Here is a 21,854-nt window from a genome sequence, read left to right on the forward strand (position 1 = left end):
AGGAGGGCGTGATGCTGCAGGACATGGTGCGTAGCGTTGATGCCGGGGCGGCGCTGAACGCAGCACTGAAGGGCGCACTGAATGCAGCGCCGAATGTGACACCGAATGTGACACCGAACCCGGCACGGAATGCGACGCCCAAGGTGGCACTGACGAATGCAGCGCTGAACGTGGCGAATCTGGCGGCGCAGGGGGCCGACTTCCACGTCTTGCGCTGTGCGTCTGCCCACTCGATGCATTGCGCTGATCCGAGTGCAGGCCATGGCGCCAGCCACCACACCGAACCCATGCAGGGCACGCGTCAACCCAACCCGCCGTTGCCTCTTGTGCCCGCAGGGCTGCTGGCGTTTTGTCCTGGGGTCATCCGGCAGCCGCTCGCGACAGCGACGGCCACGCTGGCGACGGTGATGATGAGCTTGGGCTGTTGGCAGGTCGCGGCGGCTCAGTCGTCCGGGGTTGCAGGCGAGCCTTCGATGTCATCTTCCGCCGCGTCTTCCGCCACGAGCACCCGCAGTGCCACCGCCACGACTACAGCTGGGGCCGCAACAACCTCAGCCACCACTTCCTCCTTCCCGCCACCCAAAGGCAAGCTGTTGCTCACTGGTGGTGTCAGCAGCATCGACGGCGCGGCCGGTGGTGGGCTCACGCCCTGGGCGTTGACCGGCAGCTATGCCACCGAAGGCCAAATCGGGGCCACGGCGTATTACACCCGCCTGCCGACCCAGGACTACGGACTGAGCGGCTATGGCGCCCTGGTGGCCTTTGGCGAGCGAGCCGAACTCTCGATTGCACGGCAGGACTTTTCCGCCGGCGGCACGGGCGCTGCACTGGGCCTGCCGGGCCTGCATCTCAAACAGACCCTCCTGGGCACCAAGCTGCGGCTGGGCGGCGATGCGGTCCTGGATGCCGACACCTGGATGCCGCAACTGGCGCTGGGGCTGGAATACAAGTGGGTGGATGCGGAAGGGCTGAATCCAACCCTGTCCGCCCTCGGGGCCAAGCGCCACGGCGTGGATGTGTACCTCAGCGCCACCAAGCTTTTCCTGGCCCAAAGCACGCTGGTGAATCTCACGCTGCGCGCCAGCCGGGCCAATCAGAATGGCCTGCTGGGTTTTGGAGGGGCGGCGAGCCGCCGTTATTCATTGCTGCCTGAAATGTCGGTGGCCTATCTGCTCAATCGTCACTGGGCGGTCGGCGTGGAATACCGCATGAAGCCGGACAAGCTCAATCCGTCGGTGCTGGGCGATGCCTTAAAAGAGCAGGACTGGAAGGATGTGTTCGTGGCCTGGGCCCCGAACAAGAACATCTCGCTGACGGCAGCTTATGTGGACCTGGGCCAGGTGGTGCCAGGGATCCAGCCGCGCCGGCAGCGCGGGGTGTATGGATCGATTCAGTTGGCCTATTGAGGCAATTGCCCGGCAGACCTGTTGAGCTGGTGACCCGCTGCACGGTGGCCCTGTCGAAGACCGGCCGACCGCATGAGGAGACTTCCATGGCCCGACCTTCCCGTGTTGTTCCGCTCGTCCGCCTGATGAAGCTGATGAGCTTGATGAACCTGAAGAGGCCGAAGAGTCTGAGGCGCCTCTTCCGGGTACTGCGCAGCCCTGGGGTCATCCTTCTGATGGGGGCTATGCTGGTTATCGCGCCAGCCCGCGCCGCCGACGATTCGCTGTTCCAGGCGCTGGGTGGTGACGAGGGGGTTGCCCGAATCAGTGCCGGGCTGGTGGAGCGTGCTTATGCGGATGAACGCATCAAGCACCTGTTCCAGGAGACGAATCCGCGCTTTCTCACGGAGCAACTGCGCAAGCAGTTTTGTGAATTGTCCGGAGGGCCTTGCAAGTACGACGGGGAGACCATGAAGAACTCCCACGCCAAACTTGGCATCAACAAGGCCCACTTCAATGCGTTGGTGGAAGATCTCCAACTGGCCATGGACGCTCAGGGTGTTCCGTTTGCGGCGCAGAACCGTTTGCTGGCCTTGCTGGCACCGATGTATAGGGATGTCGTCACACGGTGAGCCGTCACTGCTGAGCGGGGGCGCGCGGCTTGATGATGGCCCATGTCGATGCGCCAGACGACTTCTCGTTGCGGGACGCCTCGATGGCGGCCATGGCGTCGTTTCCTCTCAACACATAGTTGCGACCTGTGTTGTTGAATTGCTGGCCCCACCGCTCCAGGGTCATGGCGAACAGCTCTCCCTTCTGGTCGCGGCCCACCAAGGCGCCCTCGGTGCCGGGAAGAATGAACAGGGCGAGCTGATCGGGCTTCAGGCTATTGATGACCGGGTCCACATGCTGGCCGAACAACCACTCCTTGGTGAACGACTTTCCGGAGAAGGGAACGAGATCCACCCCCCCAGGGGCGAGTTTGTCCTTTCCTCGATTGCTGGCGTCTGCCTCTTGAAGGAGGTGTTCCTGCAACCCCAACTGCAAGGTGACGTGCGCACCGCCCGCCTTGAGCTGCAGTACTCGTTCGGGCCAGGAGTGCTGCGACTGCGCCAGTTGCGCCAGTTGCGATGAGGTGTGGTCCGGCCTTGTGCTGGGGGCATAACGGAGCAAGGCTTCTTGATAGAGGTCTCGACGCCCGGTGCTCAGGAGATCCAACATGACCATCAAAGCGTCTGCGCCAGGGCACTTCAACTCTCGCAGGGTACTGAACATGCTGTTGGCATGTATCAGTGCCACGTCTGTCACGCCCGGCCAATCGGTGTCCGTCGAAGCGGCGCTGGTCGGCGTAAGGGCTGAAGTGGTGGTCGATGTTGTCGGCGATGTGACCGACGATGTGGCGGATGACGAAGGCCTGTGCTGCTGGCTGGCGGTCGCAGCAGCCTGTAGCGCCGGTTCGGAATCCTTGGCGGCGGCCTTCGCTAACGGCCCGGCGGGAGCTTGGAGACCTGGCGCTTGGAGATCTTTGCGAGTGATCGCCTCGCTCACGGAGGCGTGGATGGGTTGAATGATGGCCCAAGGACTGCTGCGGGCCCATGGCATGACCTTGGAGGAATGAATCGCGGTGTCAAGCGCTTGGACTCCGTGCTGAATGTAGCTATGGCGCACGTTGTTGAAATGCGGGTCCCATCGGTTTGAACTCAAGGTGAAGAGTTCGCCATTGGCGTCCTTTCCGACCAGGGAGGGGTGGGAATTCGGGAGGAGGAACACGGCGACCTGATTGGGTGCCAGGTGAGCCAGCGTGGGGTAGATATGGTCCTTGAAAGCCTGGTCCTTGGCGGCGCGGGAATCGGTGATCGGAACCTGTTCGAACGAACCCGGCGGTAGGCGTTCATGGCCACGATTGTTCTGGCCGGCCAAACCATCAAAGACGTCCTTCTTCATTGCCACCACCAGCTTGGCGTAGGCGCCCGCGTCTTGCAAACGCAGGAATTTCTCGGGCAAAGAGCTGCCCGGGCCGAATGTCTGGGAGGAAGCCGCTGGTCGGTGGTCAGGGCGTGCCGAACTGGCGGGTGACTGCGTCGGCTGGCTGGGCGCAGCGGCGCGAAGGGCCTCGTTGAAACTATGCTCCGACCCGGTGGACAGGTAGTCAAACATGATGACCAGCGCGTCGATCACATCCGGGCCTCCCGGGCTTTCGCAGTGCAACTGGCGCAGGACGCCAAACATCCTGCTGGCTTGGGTGAGCCGCTCTGCTGTGAGCGGGCCCGCCCCGGTGGCGGTGGTCGTGGCCTGCGTCCGAGGCTTGGCTTGTGGGGTGGCGGCGGCCAACGCGGTGCTCTGAGGTTCAGCCGTCAACGGCGCCGGTTCGTCGTAGACGGCTCGTAGGACACCGTCGGGCAGTTGGACGTCGGTGGGCGTGACAAGCGTCCAGGCCGCTCCGTGGAGCGCCGAAGACTGGAAGGCCATTCGCTGCAGGGAGGTGGTGCAATCAGCATCCTGAACCAGGACGAGCCTGTGATCTGCCGCCCCCGTCGCCCACGGGTCGGTCGTCAGACCGAACGGCCGCCCGTGGTGGTCCTGACCGATCACCATGGCGTCGCCAGCCGGCGTGCTCAGGAGGGCCGTCTGATTGGGCTCGAAGGCGTTCTGCAGCGGCATGATCGCGCTTTGGATGAAGCGTTGCTGCGATTGGGCCCATCCGTGCGGGCGGGCGATGCCTTGGGCCTCGGAGTTCATCAGCTTGACGGTCCGGTAGCCAGAGTCGTCAAGGGCTTCACTGGCGGTGTGATGGGACACGGGCGCTTCCGTGCCGGCATTCAGAGAGAGGAAGGCCGCTCGCATCGCCAGGTCCGCACGGCCGGAGCTCTCCAGCGTGGCCCGGGCCTGGGCTTGTGCGCGCTCGAGCTCGCCCACGCTGATGCGGCGGCTGGCTGCGGGGGATAGGGAATCTGCGGCGGGATTGGGATGAACGTCCTGGCTGGCGGAAGCGTTTGAACTTGGGGACACAAACATGTCGAAGCTCCTCGTCGGCACATGCCGAGGTGAAAACTCAGTGACAACTCACCGCAAACTGTTCATGCCTCAGGGGCTCTGAATGTTGGTGGCCAAGGGCGGAATCGATCCACCAATACGCGGATTTTCAAAGGGCATCTGCGCGCGAAGCGTTACATTCTCCACGCGCAATAATCAACCAAATCAATCACTTACGGTGAAATCAACCGCAATCAACCGCAATCAACCGCAGCCATTGGCGCTCGATACCTGTCGCGTTTTCCAGAGGAGTGCCAGAGGAGTGCCAGAACCCTGCGCCCGCCAATGTCGCGACGGACAGGGTGTCGCAAGCGGCGACCCGAGCTTCGGACGTCGTGCTCGCGGCTCTTCGGTTGACGCCCGCTCAGGCCGGTGTGACGCACGACCGTCAGTTGTTTCGGAATTTGATGAATTTCGGAATTCAAGAAATCGGCCGTCTGGGCATGGCCCGACCCCGCGTGGCAGGTAACGCCCCATTTGGTTGTCAACGAACACTTCTGCATGTCCCTGGCCTGGCACATGGGGCTGCCCGTCGCGGCTGCTCAAACGCGAGGCCACGCGGCTGGCGAAGCGGCCAAGATAAAGACACCCCAAAAGATGCCTCGACCGCGCCTATCGCGCGAGCACCAAGACCGCAGTCATGCGCAATCAAGTGCGCGCTGAGAGCGCTTGAGGAAGTGGCCGCCTGACGCGATGGCCCGATGTGCGCCAGAAACGGCACGCCACAACGCCACAACGCAAAACGGCGACCACTTTCGTAGTCGCCGTTTTCGCAAAGTCATTGAATTTCAACAACTTTCTGTCTTGGTGGCCAAGGGCGGAATCGAACCACCGACACGCGGATTTTCAATCCGCTGCTCTACCAACTGAGCTACTTGGCCATCTTTATCTTCGTTGCCAGCTGCGCTGAGCACCGAAGACCGTGACTATAACACTAAATTCCGCCTCCGCGCTTGTTCCGCGAAAGATCAACACCCAATTGCTTCAGCTTCCGATACAGATGGGTGCGTTCCAGCCCCGTCTTCTCGGCCACCCGGGTCATCGAGCCATTTTCCTTGGCCAGGTGGAACTCGAAGTAGCTCTTCTCGAACGCATCACGCGCTTCACGCAGCGGGCGGTCCAGTTCAAACAGCTGCTCCGACGCCATTCCCTGGTGCTGGACCGGCGCCGGGGTCACCAGGCTGGGCACCCCGCCCGACAGCGACACATTCGCCGGCATCACCGGCAGCGCTTCCGGCCGCACATAGCTGGGCAGACCCACCACAGGGGCTGGCGGTGCCGGACGCGGAGCGGTCTTCACCAACGCCTGTTCCACCGCCCGTAGCAGTTTCTGCAAGGTGATCGGTTTCTCCAGGAAGGCCATGGCGCCGAACTTGGTGGCTTCCACCGCCGTGTCGATGGTGCCGTGGCCGCTCATCATGATCACCGGCATGGTCAATTGCCCGGTGCTGCCCCATTCCTTCAGCAGCGTCACGCCGTCCACATCCGGCATCCAGATGTCCAACAGCACAAGATCCGGACGAGAACGCTCACGCGCGGCGCGAGCCTGCTGCGCATTCTCAGCCAGTTCGATCGTGTGCCCCTCGTCCGAGAGGATTTCTGACAGCAGGGCACGAATGCCCAGTTCGTCGTCAACAACAAGAATGGTTGCCATGTATGCCTACTGTTCACGCGGGCCGAGGCGCGTCTGGCGCAGGGCTCGGTGCAGTCGCGAGTTTTGAAAATGATAACGAAACTTGCGCGCCTATCGGGGCCTGATCGCCGTCGCCTGGCGGCTGAAGATTGATCAAACGGATGCGGGCCCCGTGCTCATCCGCAATTTTCTTCACCACGGCCAGCCCCAGGCCGGTGCCTTTGGTCTTGGTCGTGACGTATGGCTCGAACGCCCGGTTCAGCACCTTCTCCGCAAAGCCGGGGCCGTTATCCGTGATGACCAGCCGCAGGGCTCGCAATTCGCCCAGCTCGTTGCTGGCCTTTTGGGTGCGCACCACCACGCGCCCATCCGGCCGCTCACTGACCGCATCCAGCGCGTTTTGCACCAGATTGTGAATGACCTGACGCAGTTGCGGCGCATCCCCCAGGATGAGGGGTGGCTCCTGCGCCAAGTCCGCCACCAATCGCCCAGCTTCCTGTGCTTCGGCATAGAGCGTCAGCACTTCGGCCACCAAAGCATTCACGTCCAAGGGGGCCAGCTTGGCGGCAGGCAGCCGAGCATAGTCCCGGAATTCATTCACCAACTGCTTCATCGCCTGCACCTGGTTGACGATGGTGCCCACGGAGCGCACCAGCATCGCCTGGTCCGTGCCTTCGAGCTTGGATTCCAGTTTGAACTGCAGCCGCTCAGCGGACAGCTGGATCGGCGTCAGCGGATTCTTGATTTCATGGGCCAGGCGCCGCGCCACCTCGCTCCAGGCCGCCGAGCGTTGGGCCGAGACCACCTCGCTGATGTCGTCGAACACCACCAGACGGGCCTCATGCGGCAGCGCCGCGCCCCGCACCAGCAGCGTCAAGGTGATCTGCTCGGTGAGGCGCAGCTCAAAGGAGTCCTGCCAGTGGTCGCGTTCTCCCGCCTCCGGGGTCTGCAGTTCAAAGCGCTGCCAGATGGACCTGGCGAACTCCTCCAGCGGCTCCAGTTCTTCCAGCCGTCGGCCCACGTAGGCCGACAGCGGCAGCCGCATGATGCGGGTGGCGCCCGGGTTGACCGACTCGATGCGCCGGTCCGCGCCAAACACCATCACGCCGGCGGTGAGGTTGTCCAGGATGGTCTGCAGGTGGGTGCGGGCGCTTTCCAGCTGGGTCACGCTCAGGTCCACCTGCGCGCGTGCATCGGCCAACTGTTCGGTCATGTCGGCAAACGAGCGGGTCAGCCCCCCCAGTTCGTCCCGGGAGCGGAAGACCGGCTTGGCTTTCAGATCGCCGGTGGCCACTTCCCGCATGCCCTCGGCCAGCAGCAACAGCGGCTGCACCAGTTGATTGGACAGCGCCACCGCCAGCAGCAAGGCAGCAAACACCGCCAGGATCAGCACCAGTGTGAGCGTGCCCAGATACATGCGCCGCAGCCCGTCCCGCAGCAGCGACCGTTGCAGGTATTCCTGGTTGGCCGTCTGCACGTTCAGCGCATTGCTCACCACCTTGCCGCTGATGTTTCGCACCACCATGAGGTAGCGGTCGCTGTTGCTCAACTGCAGGACGCTGCTGGGCAGCAGCGCCACGGCGCGGATGCGGGCCTCGCCCAGGGCCGCCTGCTGCTCATCTTCCAGGCCCTCCAGCCGCGACGACACCCCGTTGGCCCGCGCCTGACTGAGCATGGTGGAGGTGGGGCGGTCGGGGATGTTGTCCGTCTCGGCGCCGGCGGTGAGCAGCACCTGGCCGTTGCTGCCCAACAGCGCCACGCTGCGGGCCGACAGCTGGTCGCGCAGACGCTCCAGCGCCAGAGGGGCGAGCGCCCCGTCTTCCCAGCGCTCGGCGGCGCTGCGCGTGCGGGCGCTGAGCTCGCTGCGGGCGTTGTCCAGCGTGTCCTGCCCCAGTGCCAGCCCGGCTTCCAACGCACTCGCCAGCCGCTGGTCAAACAGGCTTTCGATGCTGCGGTTCACGAATTGGTAGGAGACGGTGTAGATCAGCACCCCCGGCACCACACCAACAAAAGCGAAGATCCAGGCCAGCTTGAGCAGCAGCCGGCTGCCGAAACGCCCCCGCTTGACCCGCAGCGCCAAGCGCGCACCGGCCACCCCGATGACGATGATCAGCGCGGTGGCCACGGCCACGTTGACCCAGAACAGCCAGAGGTAATGGCGCTCCAGGAAGCCACGCTGAGCGGTGGTGCTGATCGACAGCAGGAAGGCCAGCATGCCGCTGGCGCCGGCGATGGCCGTCACCGAAACCAGCCAGGCCAGGCGTGCCGCTTTGGTCACAGGATGCAGTCCTTCAGGGTCAGGTCCACTGGGGTGGGAAGACGGTCAGGGCAGCGGAACACAGGAGACAAGGGGGCGGGTCCGATCAGGGCTGCGGCCGGTTGGGCGGCGGCGTGGCGGGCAAGTCCAGGTTGAGCTGCATGTAGCGCTCCACCGAAAGGGCCCAGCCCTGGCCGGCGCCCAGGCCGATCTGCATCGGACGCGGCAGCTGGCTGGTGTCCAGCTTGTAGCTGAACTCCAGGTAGTAGCTGCCATCGTCCTCGATGTCCTTGGCATCGGCCACACGCCAGCCGGAGACGCCGCGCAGCGAAGCCACCGCCTCACCCAGGCTGTCGAAGCTCTGATGCAGGCCCCCGGTGCTCACCCGGTACTGACGGGTCAGGGGTTGCCAGGTGAGGCGCCAGGTGCGGCTGGCCTGGGCCACGCGCGCATCCCTCCAATACCAGCGGTTGCGCAACACCTGCACTTCCGCCACGAAATAGATGGCAACGCCCTTGAGCAGAGCGTCTTCCGCCGGTTTCGGCAACTCGAAGCGACTGCTGAAACTCAGCGCCAGTCCGTCCTCCACCCGTTCCGCATGCAATTGCTGCAGTGTCACCCCCTGGGCCACTGCCCAGGCGTGCAAGGCCAGCAGCGCGCCGACCAGGGTCAGGCGCCGCGACCAGGAACGCAGCAGAACGAACGGACGGAACAAGCTCACGCGGACGGCAACTTCTGGAGCAAGGCGTAGAAGAAGCCGTCGGTGACGGCGGCGCCTCGCGGTGGTTCTTGCGAAGCATTGTCAGCGAGCGGGAGGAGGTGACCGGCTCCACGCGTGAACTGACGCCACCGTGCATCACCATGGCGTTGCAAAAACGCGTCGATTTGATCCTGGCCTTCGGCTTTGAAGACCGAGCAGGTGGCGTAGAGCAACCGTCCGCCGGGCTTCAGCAGCGGCCACAGGGCCTCCAGCAATTCTGATTGGATCTGGGCGAGGGCCGGAATGTCCGTGGCGCGGCGCAGCCACCGCACGTCCGGATGGCGGCGCACGATACCGGAGGCGCTGCAAGGGGCATCCAGCAAGATGCCGTCGAACGGGCGGCCGTCCCACCACGCCTGGGTGTTGCGGGCGTCGGCCGGTGTCACCCGGGCCGTCAGTTGCAGCCGCTCCAGGTTCTGCTGGACCCGTTCCAGCCGCTTGGCGTCGGTGTCCAGCGCCAGAAGATCCAGGCGGTTGCCCGCTAATTCCTGCAAATGCGCGGTTTTGCCGCCAGGCGCGGAGCAGGCGTCCAGCACATGGGCGCCTGCGCCCAGCATCGGCCAATGCTCACCCGGGGCCAGGTCTTGCGGCGCCATCGTTCCCAACAGCAGCGGGGCGGCCAGTTGGGCGGAGGCGTCCTGCACCGAGGCATCCCCCTCAGCGAAGCCGGGCAGGGCCTGGACCGGTCGGGGTTCGTCCAGCACCAGGGCCTGGGGCCAGAGGTCTCCTGCCGGATGGGCGGCAATACCCGCTTCGGTCAGGCGGTCCAGGTAGTGCGAGGGGCTGCCCTGGGCCGGGTTGACGCGCAAGGTCATCGGCGGGCGTTGCTGATTGGCGGAAAGCAGGGCCTGCCAGTGGTCGGGCCAGTCCCGTTGCAGTTGCTCCTGCCACCAGCGGGGATGGTTCCAGGTGGCGATGGGATCGTCCTGCAAGGCGGCCACCAGGGCCTCCCGTTCACGCAGGAAGCGGCGCAGCACGGCATTCACGAAGCCCGCGTTCTTGGGCGCGCGGCGGCGGGCCGCTTCCACGGCCTGGTCCACCAGAGTGTGTTCGGTATAGGCGGTTTCACCCGGCCACAGCAGTGCCAGGGCCGTCACCAGCAAGGCATCCACACGAGGTGGCGGGGCCTTGGGCGCCAGCCGGGCCCGCAGCGCCTGCACGGCACCCAGGCGCCGCAGCACGGTGAAGCTCAGGGCCTGGGCGCCTGGGCGCACATCGGCCGGGCAGCGGGTCAGCCACTCGGTCAGCGAATGCCCGTCACGAACGGCCTGGACGGCGTCGGCACCAGCGCTCAGCAGGCGATGCAGCGGGGGAGAGGAGGGATGGGGGGTAGACACTGGCGGAGTTTAAGGGGTGGTCGTTGGGGCCACGTACGCTCTGTACGCCCTACGGTTCACAATGACTTCCCCCCGCTGGGAGAATATCCAGGCAGACTCTCGCACCGGCGGGGCTTCCCCCGTCTCCCTTGACCGTTTTTTACCTTCGGGACACGGTATGCCGTGCCCCCAACCTCCATGACAGGCACCCCCACCTTGAGCGCCGAGGCCCTGGCGGCCCTGCCCGCATCCGAGCGCATTCGCTACCGGCTGGTCCATGCCCGCAAGCGCTATCACGCCAACGACAACATCGCCGACTTCCTGGAACCGGGAGAACTGGAACAGCTCCAGGCCGAGGTGCAGGTGAAGATGCAGGAGGTGCTGCAGTCGCTGGTCATCGATACCGAGAGCGACCACAACACGCAGGAGACCGCCAAGCGTGTGGCGAAGATGTTCCTGCGCGAGGTGTTTGCCGGCCGGTACAACGCCGCGCCCGCCGTCACCGAATTCCCGAATGCGGAACGGCTCAATGAGCTGATGATCGTGGGCCCGATCACCGTGCGCAGCGCCTGCTCCCACCATCTGTGCCCGATCATCGGCAAAGTCTGGATTGGCCTGCTGCCCAATGAGCATTCCAATCTCATCGGCCTGTCCAAATACGCGCGCCTGACCGACTGGATCATGAGCCGTCCGCAGATCCAGGAAGAAGCGGTCACCATGCTGGCCAATGAGCTGCAGGACCGTGTGCGTCCGGACGGCCTGGCCATCGTGATGGATGCCGACCACTTCTGCATGCATTGGCGTGGTGTCAAGGACATGGAGTCCACCATGATCAACAGCGTGATGCGTGGGGCCTTCCTGAAAGATCCGAATCTGCGGCGGGAATTCCTGTCGCTGGTGCGCAGCAAGAGTTGATCGTCCACGGAAAGATTCCAGGAGTCCCCATGCTTGTTCGCCTCGTTTATGCAAGCCGCGCCTCGCGCGACCTGAGCCCGCAGGACCTGCAGGACATCGTGCGCCGCTCCCGTCAGCACAACACGCAGGAGGGCATCACCGGCCTGCTTTGTTACACCGAAGGCATCTTCATCCAGGTGCTGGAGGGGTCACGGGAGTCGGTGAACACCCGCTACAAGCGCATCGTGGCGGATGAGCGGCATGTGCAATGCACGCTGATGGCCTATGAAGAAATCGCGGAACGGCGTTTCTCGGGCTGGTCGATGGGGCAGGTGAATCTGCACCGGCTCAATCCCGCCATGGTGCTCAAGTACAGCGAAACCCAGAAGCTGGACCCGTTCCGCATGACGGGTACCGCGCTGACCCAGCTCTTCGATGAACTGGTGGCGGCCGGCGCCATTGAATGCAGCTGAGCGGACGGGCGGTTTCAGCCCAGCATGTCGCTCCACAGCGTGCGGGCCCAGTGCCAGGCATAACGGGCCTCCAGGGCCGTCGGCCCGTCTGAGACGCCACCAGAGCCCGGCACGGTGCGGTAGGTCTTCTCCTGCGCCAGGTAGCGATGCACGCTGGCCACATGAATCACCTGCTGACCGTCCACATGGCTGTAGCAGGTGTTGGTCAGCATCGGCTGGTCATCCGGCGGCAGGCCGGCCAGGCTGCTGAGCACCGCCGCTGCCGCCACCTTGGCATGGGCATTGGCCATATGCCCGCTCTTGGGCATGGCCGGTGCCACCTGAATCGCGTCGCCAATCACATGCACGTCCGCCGCCAGGGGGGAGGCAAAGGTCTGATAGTGCACCGGGCACCAGCGGCCTGGGGCAGGGCCTGAACCGGCCAGGCCGGTGGTGCGCGCCAACGGGCCCGCATGCATCGCGGGCAGCACATTCAAAACATCGGCGCGTTCCGGCGATTGCAATTCAAATCGCACCACACCACCGGCGCTGCGTCCGGTTTCAACCGCCACCGCCTTGTGCAGCGGCCGGTATTCAATCAAGCCGGCATAACGCTCCGCCCACACCTTCTTGAACAGCGCGGCCTTGGAGGTGATGTCCGGATTGGCATCCAGCACCAGCAGCTTTGACCGCGGCCGAGCCTGCTTCATCCACGCCGCCACCACGCTGGCGCGTTCATAAGGGCCGGGTGGGCAGCGGTAAGGGGCTTCGGGAATCGTCAGGGCAAAGACGCCGCCATCCGGCAGGGCTTCCAACTGCCGACGCAGGGCGAGGGTTTCCGGGCCGGCCTTCCAGGCTTGCAGGATCTGGCCGGACTGATGGGCGTCGCGCAGGCCCTGCACGCTGCTCCAATCCAGATCAATGCCGGGGGAGACGATCAGCTTGTCGTAACGCAGCGGGTCGCTACCGGCCAGCAGCACAAGACGCCGCTCGGTGTCGATGTGGGTGACGTGGTCCCGGATGCGGTGAACGCCTTGGGCATCCAGTGCATCCATGGGGCGGCTGAGGGCCTCCAGCGTGGTGAAGCCACCCAGCACCAGGTTGGACAGCGGGCAGGACACAAAGGTCGCCTGCGGGTCGATGAGCACCACCTCCAGCTGGTGGTCGGACCACAGCCGCAGGTAGCGCGCAGCGGTGGCGCCACCGATGCCGCCGCCCACCACCACCACACGGGCGCGTCGCCAGCTCGGCTGGGCGCGGACTGTCGCACAGGCGGTGAGTGAAGCGCCGGCCAGGATCCAGTCGCGGCGGCGCATCATGGTTGGGTTCCGCTGCTACCGTCAGAATCGCTGCCGCTGCTGCTGCCGCCGCGAGAGCCGGCGATGCCAGTGCTGCGAACGGTTGCGTCTGCTGTGCCGACTTGACCCGTGGAGACGCTCTCCGAAGGCTGCCGCGAGCCTTGGTCTCGCTCGGAGAGAGAACGAGTGTGCTTCGTCTCGCGCTGCGGATGTGATGGCGATGGCGACGACGCTGCCGGCGATGGTGGGGTCGCGCGCTGGGCAGCGAAATAACGGGCAAGGCGATCGATCTGCCCGACGTCGTATCCTTTGATCAACTGAGGCATGACCGTGCCGGGGCGCTCGCCGGACTTGAATGCCCGCAGCAGCGCGGCCAGTTCGTTGGCGGGGCGTCCGGCGAGCCCGGGTATGGCGTTGTCGGCAGTGGAGCGGCCGTCCGTGCCGTGGCACGCCGCGCAGGTGGCCGCCAGCGAGCGAGCCTGCCACCGCTCAGACCCGGTGGCGCCGGGCAGCGATGACGGGGCGGCGGGCAAGGGCTGGCCCCAGCACACGGACGCTGATGCCATCAGAGAGAGCGCCGCGCAAAAGTGTCGTGTCAAGTGACGTGTCAAGTGACGCGTCATCAGGCCCATGGGCCGCGGCCTCTGCCATCGCCCCCGCTTCAGCCCAGGTTCCGCTTGCCGCACCATGACCGCTCCCAGCGGCCACGACGCGGGCGCTGCCGCCCCAGTGTAGAAAAACCCGTCGGCCGAAGCCAGCGCGTCAGAGGCTGCGGGATTCGGAGAATCCGAAGAAGCTCACCAGCACCCGGGTGGGGAACTGCCGCACGGCCTCGTTGTAGTTCTGGACGGACTGGTTGAAGACCTGCCGGGCAAACGCGCGTTGGCGGTCCACCAGCTTGAGCTCGTCGACAATGCCGTACAGCTCCGCATCCGACACCAGTTCCGAATGATGTTCCACCAGGGAGATCAGTCGGGTGAGGGCGGCACCATGCACCGCCGAGGTGATGGCCAGTTGCGCGATGGGGTCCGCCGCATGTGGCTTGGCCCGCACCCATTGGGCCGCTGTCGTCGCGTCCGCCTGCGCAGCGGCCAGTGCGTCGATGCTGGCCTGTTCACTGGGCAAGCGCTCCCGCAGGTGCAACAGCAGCGATTCGCCCAGCGTCGCGCGGCGGGTCAGGGCCTCATCCAGCTGCGCAAAGGCCTTGCCAATCTCATTGCGCAGCAGCATGACGCGGTTGTAGGCGCCAATGCCCCAGAAGAGCACGATGGCACCAATCACCCACAGGCTGCGTTCCCAGATGACGGTCACGATGGCGTCCTCAGGCGCGGGCCCGGGCCTGCGTGAACTCTTGATAACCCCTGGCGCGCAGTTCGCAGGCCGGGCAGTGGCCACAGCCCCAACCCCAGGCGTGGCGGGTTTCGCGTTGGCCGAGGTAGCAGGTGTGGGTGTGCTCGATGATCAGATCGTTCAGCGCAGCACCACCGAGGGATTCGGTCAGGGCCCAGGTCTGGGCCTTGGTGAGGAACATCAGCGGTGTGTCCAGCGTCATGGGCGCGTCCAGACCCAGGCTGAGCGCCACCTGCAGGGCCTTGAGGGTGTTGTCGCGGCAGTCGGGGTAACCGGAGAAATCGGTCTCGCACATGCCGCCCACCAGCACCGAGGCGCCTCGCCGATAGGCCAGGGTGGCGGCAAAGGTCAGGAACAGCAGGTTGCGGCCCGGCACGAAGGTGTTGGGCAGCCCATTGGCCTGCAGTTCGATGGCGCGCTCCTGGGTGAGGGCGGTGTCGGAAATCTGGCCCAGCAGGCTCAGGTCCAGCAGATGGTCCTCGCCCAGCTTGGGGGCCCAGTGCGGGAATTGGGTGGCCATCTGCTGGCGGACCGTCTGGCGGCAGTCCAGCTCGATGCGGTGACGCTGGCCGTAATCAAAACCCAGGGTCTCGACTTCGGCAAACCGGTCCAGCGCCCAGGCCAGGCAGGCCGTGGAGTCCTGGCCGCCAGAAAACAGCACCAGCGCCTTGCGGCTGGAGGCAGTGACGGCGGGCGGCAGAGTCTGGGGCAACGAAACGTCGGGCATGGAGGCAACTCGAGGGCGGGAGCCCCGATTTTAGCGGTTGCCCTCTGAGGCGCCTGCCGTGCAGGGCCAATCGCCCACCTGCCTTCCGCCGACCGGGGGCCGACCCACCGCCGCCCCACGGGCGGCTCAACGCGTGGCTCAACACGTGGCTCAACGGGCGGCTACTGCCAACCTTACGGCCAACCTCACTGCCGAATTTCGCCCTGACCCAGCACCACCCACTTCATGGACGTGAGCCCTTCCAGGCCAACCGGCCCACGCGCATGGAACTTGTCGGTAGAGATGCCAATCTCCGCACCCAGGCCGTATTCAAAGCCGTCCGCAAAGCGGGTGCTGGCATTGACCATCACGCTGGCCGAATCCACCTCGCGCAGGAAGCGCAGGGCGTTCACGTGCAGCGTGGTCAGAATCGCATCGGTGTGGTGGGAGCCGTAGCGGTTGATGTGGGCGATGGCTTCGTCCAGGCTGTCCACGACCTTGATGCTGATGATGGGCGCCAGGTATTCGGTGCTCCAGTCGTCTTCCGTGGCGGCGACCAGGCGGGCGTCCTGCACCTCCAGCAACGCCGCGAAAGCACGTTCGCAGGCGCGCATTTCCACGCCCTTGGCGGCAAACACGCGACCGATGCGCGGCAGGAAGGCGGCGGCCTGGTCGGCATGCACCAGCAGCGATTCGGTGGCGTTGCAGGGGCTGTACTTCTGGGTCTTGGCGTTTTCGACCACCACCAGCGCCTGCGCCAGGTCCACCTGGGCATCGACATAGCAGTGGCAGTTGCCGTCCAGATGCTTGATGACCGGCACACGTGCATCGCGGCTGATGCGTTCAATCAGGCCCTTGCCACCGCGCGGGATGATGACGTCCACGAATTCGGGCATGGCGATGAGCAAACCGACGGCGGCGCGGTCGGTGGTGTTGACCAGTTGCACCGCGTCGGCGGGCAGGCCGGCTTCCTCCAGGCTTTGCGCCACCAGTTGCGCCAGGGCCAGGTTGCTGTGCAGCGCTTCGGAGCCGCCGCGGAGGATGCAGGCGTTGCCGCTCTTGATGGCCAGCGACGCTGCTTCGATGGTGACGTTGGGACGGCTCTCGTAGATCATGCCGAAGACCCCCAGCGGGACGCGCATCTGGCCGACGCTGATGCCGGTGGGGCGGCGCTTGACGCCGGTGATTTCGCCGATGGGGTCGGGCATGGCGGCGATCTGCTCGCAGCCCAGGGCGACGGTGTCCAGGGTCTTGGCATCCAGGCGGAGGCGGTCGACCAGAGGGGCGTCAAGACCGGCGCTGCGGGCGGCCTGGAGGTCGCGCTCGTTGGCGGACGACAGGGCTGGGCCGCTCTCGCGGAGGCGGCGGGCCAGCGCCAGGAGCGCTTGATTCTTCGCAGCAGTGGGCGCGGCAGCCATGAGCGTCGAAGCACGACGCGCGGCGCCGCCGACGCCATTCATGTAGGCAACTAGGTCGGTCATCGACATAGTTTAATGGGGCCCCCGGTTTGATGCGCCTAGGGCGCATCAAACACGCCCCCCGAGGGGGCTTGGGGCCGCCTTGGGAGCGGCCCGGCGGCAGCCCCTCGCACTCAGTGAGAGCCCCGCTTGAACGGCGCTGCGCGCGTTCATGCGACTCGGTGCCGGTAGGAGCGGTGAAGGGAGGGGGGCGGGGCGCCCCGGTTGAGGGGCGCTGGCGTGGGGTCAGGGCTGCGGGGCGCCGGGGACCGCCGGGGGCAGGAGGGCGCCGTTGATGTCGCGGATCTCGAGAGGCTTGCGGCCCCAGCTTTCCAGTTGCGGCAGCACTTTGGCCTTGTCACCCACGGCCACGACGATGAGGCCGGTGGGGTCTACATAGGTCCGGGCCGCTTGCAACGCGCTCGCCGCCGTGACGGCGTTGTACTTGCGCGGTAAGGTCGTGATGCTGTCCAGCGGCTGGCCCACCGCCCATTCGCTGGCATAACTCGAGGCCACCACTCGGTTGGTGTCAAACAGCCCCGGCAGCGCCAGCAACTGAGCATTGCGCACACGGTTCAACTCCGCTGAACCCATGGGCTTGGCCCGCATGCCGTCAATCTCCTTGAACATGTCGCTCAGCGCCGGCCCCGTCACGTCCGTGCGCACACTGCCCCGGATGCCAAAGGTGCCACTGTCCCGGTTGAGCGAGAAGCCGGAATACACCCCATAGGTGTAGCCCTTGACCTCACGCAATTGCGTGTTGATGCGGGACGTGAACAGGCCGCCCATGGCTGCATTCATCACCTTGATGTCGGCCGAGGCCGGCACCCCCACCTTCGGCCCGGGCGACACCACCGCCAGCGCCGTCTGCGGCGAGCCCGGCTTGTCCACCAGCACCACCCGCGCCGCCACCGGCTTCGGCGCCGCCGCATTCACCACCGGGGCCGCTGCAGTCGGCTTCACCCAGCCGCCAAACAGCTTGTCGACCAGCGGCTTGAGTTCGGCTTCCGTCAGGTCACCCGCCACCACCAGCGCCGCCTCATCCGGCCGGTAGTGCGCTTGCCAGAACTGCCTCAGCACCACCGGATCGCATCCGTTGATCGAGGCTTCCGTGCCCAGGCCGTTGGCCGCAAGCGGATGCCCGTCCCCATACACCACGCGGTTGCCCACCAGCGAGGCCACCGCCGGAGCCTGCTCGCGCTGCTGCGCCAGCGCCGCCAGACGCTCACCCTTGAGCCGCACCACCTCACCTTCGGCAAAGGCCGGGTTCTGGGTCACGTCCGCCAGCAGTGCCAGGCTCTGCGCAAAATTGCGCTTGAGACTGCTCACTTCCACCCGCGCTTCGTCGCGGCTGGAGCTGCTGGTGAGGGTGGCCCCCAGGCTGCCGGATTCGTCCGCAATCTGCTGCGCACTGCGCGATTGCGTGCCCTGCTGCAGCATCGCCGCCGTGAAACTGGCCAGCCCCGGCTTGTCCTGCGGATTGGCCGTCTGCCCCGCCCGCACGACGAGGGTGGCACTGACCAGCGGCAGCCCCGGGTTGGCAACATGGATGACCGTCATGCCGTTGGACAGCGTGAAGCGATGGCCATCCGGCAGCGACAGCGGCTTTGCCTTGCCCCCCTTGGGCTGCTGGCGACGCCAGGCCGCATCCGCATTCAGGGATTCACGTTCACCCTTGGCAGCCTTCGTGGGCATCGGCGGCGTCGGGACTTCCGCTGCCAGCTTCTGGTCTCCCGGCGTGGCGTAGAGCACCACCCGCGATTGCTTCTTGAGCTGTTGAGCCACCACATCGCGCACCTGCGCGCCAGTCATGCCCTGGTAGCGGCCCAGGTCCTTGGCGATGTAGTTGGGGTCGCCCGCTTGCTGGTTGTAGTAGTTGATCTGGTCCGCCAGCCCCTGCAGTTTCTCCAGGTGGGTCAGCAGGCCGGTTTCAATGGCCGCGCGGGCACGGGCCATTTCTTCCGGTGTGGGCGGGTTCTGCGAGAGGTCGGCAATGGCGTCATCCACCAGCTTCTCGATCTCTTCCAGCGATTTGCCCGGCCGAGCCACGATCTCGATGTTGAACACCGAGCCCAGCGACAGCGAATACTGCTGCACCGATACCGACTGGGCCAACTGCTTGTCATAGACCAGCGTCTTGTACAGGCGGCTGGACTTGCCTCCACCCAGCACATGTGAAGCAACATCCATTTCTGCATCACCCGGCTGGAAGACGGCCGGCGTCTGCCAGGCCATGTTCAGGCGCGACAGCTCAATGCGGTCGGTGACAGCAATGCGCTTTTCTTCAGTGATCTTCGGTTGCGCAACTTCCACGGGCGGCACGGCCTCGCCGGCCTTGAGCGGACCGAAATACTTCTCCACCAATTGGCGGGCTTGCGTCGGATTGAAGTCTCCTGCCAGCACCAGGGTGGCATTGTTGGGACGGTAGTAGCGCCGTGCAAAGGCCTTCACATCGGCCAGCTGGATGGACTGGATGTCCGCATGCGAGCCGATCACCGATGCGTAGTAGGGATGGTCTTCCGGATAAAGCGCATGGAACAGCGCCTCTTCCACGATGCCGTAGGGCCGGTTCTCCACCGACTGGCGGCGCTCGTTGCGCACCACATCCTGCTGGTTGGCCAGCGCGACCGAGTCGACCTCGTCGATCATGTAGCCAAGCATGTCCGACTTCAGCCACAGGCCCAGTTCCAACTGGTTGGACGGCAAGGTGAAGAAGTAGTTGGTGCGGTCGAAATCGGTGGAGCCGTTGGAGTCGGTACCCCCGGCTGCATCGATGATCTGGTCCGCCTGGCCACGCGGGATGTGACGGGTGCCGGCAAACATCAGGTGTTCAAACAAGTGGGCAAAGCCGGTCTGGCCCTTGGCCTCGTTGCGAGGCCCCGCATGCACCCACAGGTTAAAAGCCACCAGCGGCAGGCGGTGGTCTTCCACCAGGATCACCTCGAAGCCATTGGCCAGCTTGACCTTCTCCAGCTTGACCTGCAGCGTGCCGCCGTCGGTCGAGATGGCGCTGCCCGCTGCGGCAGGGGGCGCCGCCCAGGCGGATGCCGCGCCCAGGCCGCCAACGTTCAGGGCGGCCCAGACAGCCAGAGTCAAAGTCTTGATGCGCATGACAGGTGTCCCGTGGGAGGAGGAAAAAAAGTTGAAGGACGCACCCTACACAGGGTCAGGGCGGCCCACAAGTGCGGGAAGCAAGGCCTCGGGGGGGCGGTGGGCGGCGGTAAGGAGGAGTGAGGGGGCACAGAGGGATCAAGGGATCAAGGGGGCACAGGGGGGCAGGGCCCGCGTCAGGTCGAACGCAGCATCCAGAGCTGATGCAGCGGCAGCGGCTGGGCGCCCAGTTGCCGCAGGGCCTGCCCGCCCAGGTCGTCCCGCTGCAACTGGGGCACTCGCAGCCGCCGTTGTGGGTAGACCTTGGCCAGGGCCTGGACCAGTCGGGCCGCGTCCCGTGTATCGGGGGCGATGAAGCTGTTCACCATCACCGTCTCGTCCGGCAATGTGAACACCACCTGGGCCTGGCCGCACTGCCACGCGTGCGGCTCCGCCAGAGGCTGCAGGGACGCCTGTGTCACCTGCAGGGGAAGATCCGGCCAGCGGCGTTCGGCCTCGTCCAGCCAGTTCAGGGCGGTGGACATATCCACCGCATGAGGCGCCGGGTGGCCAGGATGCTGGTTCTCCCCAGCGTGTGCCGCCGGATCGGGCAGAGGGCCTGGACCCGTCGGCTGCCCAAGCGCCATCAGGGGCGCCTGCCACCCGTGCAGCACATGCACCGTCTCAAATCCGCGGCTTTCGTACAGCCGCCGCGCCCGCTCATTCTGGGCAAACACCTCCAGCTCCACCGCCTGTTGGCCCGACTGCCCCGCGCGGAGGATGAAGTCGTCCAGCAGCGCAGCGGCGGCACCTGTGCCGCGGGCCTCAGGCCGGGCGCCCATGGTGGCCAGCCGCCAGCGCCGGTGAGTCGGCCGTGCCGCGACCAGTGCAAAGGCCAGCGGCTGTCCGTGTGCCCCCAAGGCCACACGGGACAGCGAAAGGTCCACTCCTTGTCGCGCCAGAAAGGTCGGCCATTGGACCCGCGGGACTTCGAACGGCCCGATCAGATAGTCGGCGAATGCGGCGCGAAAGGCCTGATGCAGATCAGCCTCCGGACACGCATCGGCAGCCACCCGCTGCAACTGTGACGCAGCGAATTCGGCCGATTCAGCCGTTGCGGGATTGGCGAGCATGGGGGACATCCTTCTCATCCTGTGGGTTTCTCCATCCGCAGACCACCGGCAAAGCGCCCTTCAGCGCCATTCAGCGCCATTCAGCCCCTTTCAGCGCCCCAACCCCACCGGCAAGGCCAGCCAGACCGGGGCCGTGAGCGCAAACAGCAGGGTGGCCACCACCACGGCGCCGGAGGCCTCACCCTCCAGCGTGCGGTAGCGCTGCGAAAACATCATGGCGTTGGAACCGGGCGGCAGGGCCGCCATCATCACGATCACCGCAAGCCCCAGGCCCGACAGGCCGAACACCCAGTGAGCCACCACCAGCACCAGCGCGGGCAGCAGCACCAGCTTGATGGCGATCAGGCCCAACATCTCCCGCCATTCCTTCGGCCAGCCGTAATAGGACAGCGACATGCCGATCAGCACCAGGCATAGCGGCACCACCGCGCTCCCCAGCATCTGCAGCACTTCGTCCAACACCCGGGGCAGTTCGATGCCGGTGAGGTTCCACGCAAAACCGGCCAGCACGGGCAGCACCACCGGATGGATGATGGTGTTGCGCACGGTGATGAACAGGGTGGATGCGAGGCTGGCGCCGGTGGCGTGATGGCGGGCCAGATCGGACTCGACCAGCACGGTGGCCAGGGTCAGCAGTGTCAGCGAATGCAGGCTGACGATGGTGATGTGTACGGCCAACCCATCTTCTCCAAACACCCCCGCCACCAGCGGCACCCCTACCTGCAGCGTGTTGCCGAAGCAGGCGGTGATGCTGCGCACCGCAGGCACGGCCGGGTTGGCGGGACGGCGCCAGCGCTGCCAGGCATACACCCCCAGCAACGCCACCACCACCGGCGCAAAAAAGGCGGCAATGGTCAGCCAGGGCAGGGTGTTGAAGTCCACCCGCGCGGTGGTGCGGAACATCAGCGCGGGGACAAACAGATAAAAGGCCAGGTTGGACAGCACACGGGCGGGATCGGTGTCGCCGCCAGCCTTGCCCAGCCAGCGCATGTGTCCGACAAACCAGCCCATCGCCGAGGCGATGAAGATCGCCAGCAGCTTGGAAAACAAGATGGCCGTCATTCGCGAAAGTATGCCGGGTTGCCTGCTG

The 21,854-nt window shown here is 65.5% G+C and carries 16 protein-coding genes and 1 tRNA gene; 4 read left to right on the forward strand and 13 right to left on the reverse strand.

Going from position 1 to position 21,854, the window contains the following annotated elements:
* The first annotated feature begins 11 nt into the window (after nucleotides 1-11).
* Entirely contained in the window at nucleotides 12-1,406 is a 1,395-nt protein-coding gene (locus OU995_RS27445) for a DUF3034 family protein (protein ID WP_324288720.1), read from the forward strand.
* Nucleotides 1,407-1,492: 86 nt separating this feature from the next.
* Nucleotides 1,493-2,017, forward strand: a complete 525-nt coding sequence (locus OU995_RS06885) for a group I truncated hemoglobin (RefSeq protein WP_267834799.1) — start codon at nucleotides 1,493-1,495, stop codon at nucleotides 2,015-2,017.
* A gap of 4 nt (nucleotides 2,018-2,021) precedes the next feature.
* Here the strand turns inward: OU995_RS06885 and OU995_RS06890 are convergent, their stop codons facing one another.
* The 6 genes from OU995_RS06890 to rsmB all read right to left on the reverse strand — a co-directional run bounded on the left by OU995_RS06890 (nucleotide 2,022) and on the right by rsmB (nucleotide 10,405).
* A complete protein-coding gene (locus OU995_RS06890) occupies nucleotides 2,022-4,400 on the reverse strand; it encodes a hypothetical protein (RefSeq protein ID WP_267834800.1) in 2,379 nt (792 codons plus the stop codon).
* 823 nt (nucleotides 4,401-5,223) lie between these two features.
* Nucleotides 5,224-5,299 (reverse strand) — tRNA-Phe (locus OU995_RS06895).
* A 53-nt stretch (nucleotides 5,300-5,352) separates the two neighbouring features.
* A complete protein-coding gene (locus OU995_RS06900) occupies nucleotides 5,353-6,072 on the reverse strand; it encodes a response regulator (RefSeq protein WP_267834801.1) in 720 nt (239 codons plus the stop codon).
* Between the two features lie 13 nt (nucleotides 6,073-6,085).
* Nucleotides 6,086-8,329 (reverse strand): sensor histidine kinase, encoded by a 2,244-nt coding sequence (locus OU995_RS06905; protein ID WP_267834802.1) that lies wholly within the window; start codon nucleotides 8,327-8,329, stop codon nucleotides 6,086-6,088.
* 85 nt (nucleotides 8,330-8,414) lie between these two features.
* Complete coding sequence (locus tag OU995_RS06910; RefSeq protein ID WP_267834803.1) at nucleotides 8,415-9,029, reverse strand: DUF4390 domain-containing protein; 615 nt, start codon at nucleotides 9,027-9,029, stop codon at nucleotides 8,415-8,417.
* Nucleotides 9,026-10,405, reverse strand: a complete 1,380-nt coding sequence (gene rsmB / locus OU995_RS06915; protein WP_267834804.1) for a 16S rRNA (cytosine(967)-C(5))-methyltransferase RsmB — start codon at nucleotides 10,403-10,405, stop codon at nucleotides 9,026-9,028. The genes OU995_RS06910 and rsmB overlap by 4 nt, the downstream gene beginning before the upstream one ends.
* Nucleotides 10,406-10,582: 177 nt before the next feature.
* Between rsmB and folE the strand changes: the two genes are divergently transcribed.
* Nucleotides 10,583-11,299 (forward strand): GTP cyclohydrolase I, encoded by a 717-nt coding sequence (gene folE / locus OU995_RS06920; protein ID WP_267834805.1) that lies wholly within the window; start codon nucleotides 10,583-10,585, stop codon nucleotides 11,297-11,299.
* 29 nt (nucleotides 11,300-11,328) lie between these two features.
* On the forward strand, nucleotides 11,329-11,751 hold the full coding sequence (locus tag OU995_RS06925) for a BLUF domain-containing protein (protein ID WP_267834806.1): 423 nt from the start codon (nucleotides 11,329-11,331) through the stop codon (nucleotides 11,749-11,751).
* A 14-nt stretch (nucleotides 11,752-11,765) separates the two neighbouring features.
* On the opposite strand, the gene OU995_RS06930 is transcribed toward OU995_RS06925, so the two are convergent.
* The 7 genes from OU995_RS06930 to OU995_RS06960 form a co-directional block, all read right to left on the reverse strand.
* Nucleotides 11,766-13,046, reverse strand: coding sequence for an NAD(P)/FAD-dependent oxidoreductase (locus OU995_RS06930; protein ID WP_267836196.1), 1,281 nt, complete (start codon nucleotides 13,044-13,046; stop codon nucleotides 11,766-11,768).
* 744 nt (nucleotides 13,047-13,790) lie between these two features.
* Entirely contained in the window at nucleotides 13,791-14,339 is a 549-nt protein-coding gene (locus OU995_RS06935) for a LemA family protein (RefSeq protein ID WP_267834807.1), read from the reverse strand.
* Nucleotides 14,340-14,349: 10 nt separating this feature from the next.
* Nucleotides 14,350-15,105, reverse strand: a complete 756-nt coding sequence (gene queC, locus OU995_RS06940; protein WP_267834808.1) for a 7-cyano-7-deazaguanine synthase QueC — start codon at nucleotides 15,103-15,105, stop codon at nucleotides 14,350-14,352.
* 185 nt (nucleotides 15,106-15,290) lie between these two features.
* On the reverse strand, nucleotides 15,291-16,571 hold the full coding sequence (locus OU995_RS06945) for a glutamate-5-semialdehyde dehydrogenase (RefSeq protein WP_267834809.1): 1,281 nt from the start codon (nucleotides 16,569-16,571) through the stop codon (nucleotides 15,291-15,293).
* Nucleotides 16,572-16,787: 216 nt separating this feature from the next.
* On the reverse strand, nucleotides 16,788-19,652 hold the full coding sequence (locus OU995_RS06950; protein ID WP_267834810.1) for a M16 family metallopeptidase: 2,865 nt from the start codon (nucleotides 19,650-19,652) through the stop codon (nucleotides 16,788-16,790).
* Nucleotides 19,653-19,828: 176 nt separating this feature from the next.
* The gene (locus OU995_RS06955; RefSeq protein WP_267834811.1) at nucleotides 19,829-20,764 is read right to left on the reverse strand and encodes a GNAT family N-acetyltransferase; all 936 of its coding nucleotides are present in this window, start codon (nucleotides 20,762-20,764) and stop codon (nucleotides 19,829-19,831) included.
* A 90-nt stretch (nucleotides 20,765-20,854) separates the two neighbouring features.
* On the reverse strand, nucleotides 20,855-21,826 hold the full coding sequence (locus OU995_RS06960; RefSeq protein WP_267834812.1) for an AEC family transporter: 972 nt from the start codon (nucleotides 21,824-21,826) through the stop codon (nucleotides 20,855-20,857).
* Nucleotides 21,827-21,854 lie beyond the last annotated feature (28 nt).

The sequence above is a fragment of the Roseateles sp. SL47 genome (assembly GCF_026625885.1).
In the GTDB taxonomy this organism is placed as follows: Bacteria; Pseudomonadota; Gammaproteobacteria; order Burkholderiales; family Burkholderiaceae_C; genus Roseateles.

Bases quoted from the DNA above. Each gene is read 5' to 3' on its own strand.
- queC (WP_267834808.1), bottom strand. From the start codon at position 15,105: ATGCCCGACGTTTCGTTGCCCCAGACTCTGCCGCCCGCCGTCACTGCC.
- folE (WP_267834805.1), top strand. From the start codon at position 10,583: ATGACAGGCACCCCCACCTTGAGCGCCGAGGCCCTGGCGGCCCTGCCC.
- OU995_RS06890 (WP_267834800.1), bottom strand. From the start codon at position 4,400: ATGTTTGTGTCCCCAAGTTCAAACGCTTCCGCCAGCCAGGACGTTCAT.
- OU995_RS06925 (WP_267834806.1), top strand. From the start codon at position 11,329: ATGCTTGTTCGCCTCGTTTATGCAAGCCGCGCCTCGCGCGACCTGAGC.
- OU995_RS06955 (WP_267834811.1), bottom strand. From the start codon at position 20,764: ATGCTCGCCAATCCCGCAACGGCTGAATCGGCCGAATTCGCTGCGTCA.
- OU995_RS06885 (WP_267834799.1), top strand. From the start codon at position 1,493: ATGGCCCGACCTTCCCGTGTTGTTCCGCTCGTCCGCCTGATGAAGCTG.
- OU995_RS06945 (WP_267834809.1), bottom strand. From the start codon at position 16,571: ATGTCGATGACCGACCTAGTTGCCTACATGAATGGCGTCGGCGGCGCC.
- OU995_RS06960 (WP_267834812.1), bottom strand. From the start codon at position 21,826: ATGACGGCCATCTTGTTTTCCAAGCTGCTGGCGATCTTCATCGCCTCG.
- OU995_RS06950 (WP_267834810.1), bottom strand. From the start codon at position 19,652: ATGCGCATCAAGACTTTGACTCTGGCTGTCTGGGCCGCCCTGAACGTT.
- OU995_RS27445 (WP_324288720.1), top strand. From the start codon at position 12: ATGCTGCAGGACATGGTGCGTAGCGTTGATGCCGGGGCGGCGCTGAAC.
- OU995_RS06900 (WP_267834801.1), bottom strand. From the start codon at position 6,072: ATGGCAACCATTCTTGTTGTTGACGACGAACTGGGCATTCGTGCCCTG.
- OU995_RS06930 (WP_267836196.1), bottom strand. From the start codon at position 13,046: ATGCGCCGCCGCGACTGGATCCTGGCCGGCGCTTCACTCACCGCCTGT.